This window comes from uncultured Albimonas sp. (assembly GCF_963977235.1).
GTDB lineage: Bacteria > Pseudomonadota > Alphaproteobacteria > Rhodobacterales > Rhodobacteraceae > Albimonas.
Genome location: NZ_CAXBOD010000133.1, coordinates 1 through 3,356 on the forward strand (window position 1 = coordinate 1; position 3,356 = coordinate 3,356).

The window sequence follows — 3,356 nt, forward strand, 5'->3', positions numbered from 1 at the left end:
AGGACAGGCGCGGCCCTGTTCTTGGGTGAGTCAGGAGCCCGCCGGAGGCTCCCGCAGCCAGAATTCCGGGCGCTCACCCTGCAAGCGGACCAGGCCCGCCCGCAGGGCGCCTCCTGTCCCGAAGGCCGCGCGCCGCCGACGTTCACTCCCCGCGCGTCTGCTCCGCCCGCCAGGCCGCCCAGGCCTCCGGCGTGTCGAGGTCGAGGCGCGCGCCGCGCCCCTGCGTCTTCACCAGCCGCACGAAGTCGGCGTTGGCCCGCAGGATGTCCCTTGCGCCCTCGTCGCCCGCGAGCCGGGCAAGGCTCTCGAAGAACCGTCGGCCGAACAGCACCGGGTGGCCCGGTCGCCCCTGCGCGTCCGCCGCCCGGCAGATCGCCGCGCCGCGGGCCGGGTCGAAGGCCGCGATCAGCGCGTCGGCGTGGGCCGAGGTCACCTCGGGCATGTCGGCGAGCGCCAGCAGCACCGCATCGATCTGGGGCGCCGTCGCCGAGAGGCCGCGGCGGATCGAGGCGGCCATGCCCTCGGCCGCCTCGGGGTTCTCGACCACAGTCACCTCCAGCCCCTCCAGCGCCGCCCGGCGCGCCGCGTCGTCCGGGCGCAGCACCACAATCACGGCCTCGACGCCGCTCTCGACCAGCGCGCGGGCGGCGCGGCGCAGCACCGGCTCGCCCTCCACCTCCTCGAGCAGCTTGTCGCGCCCCTGCATGCGCGAGGACGCGCCCGCCGCCAGCAGCAGGGCGGCGACGCTGGGCGCCTCGGCCGCGCCGGCGCCGCCGGCGCGGGGCTGGGGACGCGAGGGAATCTCCTTCAGCAGGCCCCCCACCCCCATCCCCGCGATGTCGGCCGCGCCCACCTCCAGCCCGCAGGCCAGCCTCTCGAGCACCCAGTCCGTCCCCGAGAGCGCCGTCGAGCGGCTGGAGCCGGGCATCCCCAGCACCGGACGGCCGTCGAGCTCGCCCAGGAACATCAGGTTGCCGGGGTCCACCGGCATGCCGAAGCGGATCAGCCGACCGCCCGCCGCCTCGACCGCCGCCGGCGCCACGTCGCGCCGGTCGGAGGGGGCCGAGCCGCCGAGCACCAGGATCATCTCGCCGGTCGCGGCCCGGAAGGCCTCGGCCAGGGCCTCGACCTCGTGGGGGGTGCGCGCCTCGTCGGCCACCGACATGCCCAGCGCGGCGAGCCGCGCGGTCAGCGCCTCGGCCCCCTTGTCGAGCAGGCGCGGCTTCATGCCGGGCACATGGGTCAGCGCGAGGCTGGCGCGGCGCAGGCGCACGGGATGGCAGCGCAGGGCGGGGCCGGCGGCGGGCGCGGCGGGATCGGCGCCCGAGAGGATCGCCGCGGCCCGCTCCACCGCCGCGCGGGGCGCGGCGTAGGGGATGATCTTGACGGTCGCGACCATGGTCCGCGGGGCCAGGCGCGACCAGTCCGCGAGCGTCGAGACGGTGATCGCCTCGTTCACCGCGTTGGCCGCGTCGATCCGCGCCCGGTCCACCCGCAGCACCCCGGTCGAGAGCGCGTGCAGGTTCGCGCGCCCCGTGAACGGGGCGCCGCGGCTGACGCCCACGGCCAGCGGGTCGGGGGCCAGCGCCGCGGCCAGCGCCGCGGCGGCCTTGTCCTCGGAAATGTCCTCGGGGCCGAGGCGGGCGGCGGTGACGGTCGCGAACCCCGCCTCGCGCAGGGCGGCGAGGTCCTCGGCGCTCAGCGGCGCGCCCTTCTTCAGGCGGCGGCCGGCGGCGGTCAGGGAATGCGCCAGGATCGCCCCCGCAGCTTCGTCCAGCGGCAGGCGGCCGAACCTCATGCCCCCGTCTCCCGGGACGCCGTCGCCCCGAGCCCCGGCTCGAACCCCGGGTCGATCCTCGCCACCCCCCGCGCCCTCAGGCCGCGTCCCGGGCGGGGGCGGAGGCCTTCGCGCCGGGGCGGGTGTCGGGGCGGCGCAGGCGCTCGGTCATCTGGGCGAGCGCGGAGATGGCGATCTCGGCCGGCGTGGCCGAGCCGATGTCGGCGCCGAGCGGGCTGTCGATGCGCGCGATCTCCTCGGCCGAGAAGCCCTCGGCCTCGAGCCGCGCCACCCGCCGCGCGTGGGTCTTCTTCGACCCCAGACAGCCCAGATAGAAGATCGGCGAGCGGATCGCGCGGGCAATGGCCGGATCGTCCAGCTTGGGATCATGGGTCAGCGTGATCACCGCGGTGCGCGCGTCGAGGCCGAGGGCGTCGAGCGCCTCGTCGGGCCAGTCGTGCGAGATCGTCTCGCCCGGGAAGCGGGCCTGCGAGCCGAAAGCGTCGCGCGGATCGACCAGCGTCGCCTCGTAGCCCGCGACCTTGGCCATCGGCAGCAGCGCCTGGGCGATGTGCACCGCGCCCACCACCACCAGCCGCAGGGGCGGGTTGTGGACGCCCAGGAACCAGCCGTCCTCGCTCATGCCCGAGCGGTCGGTGCGCAGGCGGGCGGCGGCCTCGGCCTGCAGGGGGCCCTCGCCGGTTCCGTCGGGCAGCGCGCGGGCCCAGGTTGCGGGGTTGACGGCCCAGGCGACGGCGCGACGGGCGGCGCGGGCCTCGACCAGCGCCTGGACTTCGGCGACCGAGGGGCCCTGGCCGACGCCGATCGGCTCGACCATCACCCGGATCGTGCCGCCGCAGGCGAGGCCGACGGCGAAGGCCTCGTCGTCCGACACCCCGAATTCCAGCATCCGGCAGGTCCCGTCTTCGAGCGCGTCCATCGCCTCGACCATCACCGCGCCTTCGACGCAGCCGCCGGACACCGAGCCCATGATCTCGCCCTCCGCCGAGATCACCAGCTGGGAGCCGGCGGGGCGGGGGGCCGAGCCCCAGGTCTGCACCACGGTGGCGAGCGCGGCGCGTTTGCCCGCGGCGATCCAGTCGAGGGCGATTTCGGGGATGCGGTCGTGATCTGCGACGGACATGGCGTCCTCCCGGGGGGTCGGGGCGAGTGAGATGGCCTCCGCGCGAGACGGGGACCTGAAGGGACTACATAAGGGCGAGGGGGCGCCGGGCGCCAGTGCGGCATGCGTCGGTGGGCGGGGGCGCCCTGCGGGCGGGCTTGGCTGCGTCGCGGCTGTGGGGCGCGGGCGCCCGGGAGTTCGAGGGGGGGGAGCCTCCGGCGGGCTCCTGACTCACCAAAGAACAGGGCCCGCGCCTGTTCTCCGGAGCCGCCTCTCGCTTCTGATGCCTGAGCGACTCAGCCCCCCCGGTCAAGGACAAGCCGCGCAGGCGCGGTCGCTTCGCGATCCTTGACCGGGGGGGCAGAGTCGCTCTGGTCGGCATCAGCGAGAGACGGCTCCGGAGAACAGGCGCTTGTCGCGGGCGGCTGGCGTGGCGCCGGGGCGCTTGTGGCGGAG

General features: G+C 76.3%; 2 protein-coding genes. Both read right to left on the bottom strand.

The window, feature by feature from the left end; genetic code table 11:
- Positions 1-142 precede the first annotated feature (142 nt).
- Positions 143-1,798, bottom strand: coding sequence for a molybdopterin-binding/glycosyltransferase family 2 protein (locus tag AAC134_RS23655; protein ID WP_339952243.1), 1,656 nt, complete (start codon positions 1,796-1,798; stop codon positions 143-145).
- Positions 1,799-1,874: 76 nt separating this feature from the next.
- On the bottom strand, positions 1,875-2,921 hold the full coding sequence (locus AAC134_RS23660; protein ID WP_339952245.1) for an XdhC family protein: 1,047 nt from the start codon (positions 2,919-2,921) through the stop codon (positions 1,875-1,877).
- Between the last annotated feature and the right edge of the window lie 435 nt (positions 2,922-3,356).

Coding starts and splice junctions, on each gene's coding strand:
- AAC134_RS23655 (WP_339952243.1), bottom strand. CDS start 1,798: ATGAGGTTCGGCCGCCTGCCGCTGGACGAAGCTGCGGGGGCGATCCTG.
- AAC134_RS23660 (WP_339952245.1), bottom strand. CDS start 2,921: ATGTCCGTCGCAGATCACGACCGCATCCCCGAAATCGCCCTCGACTGG.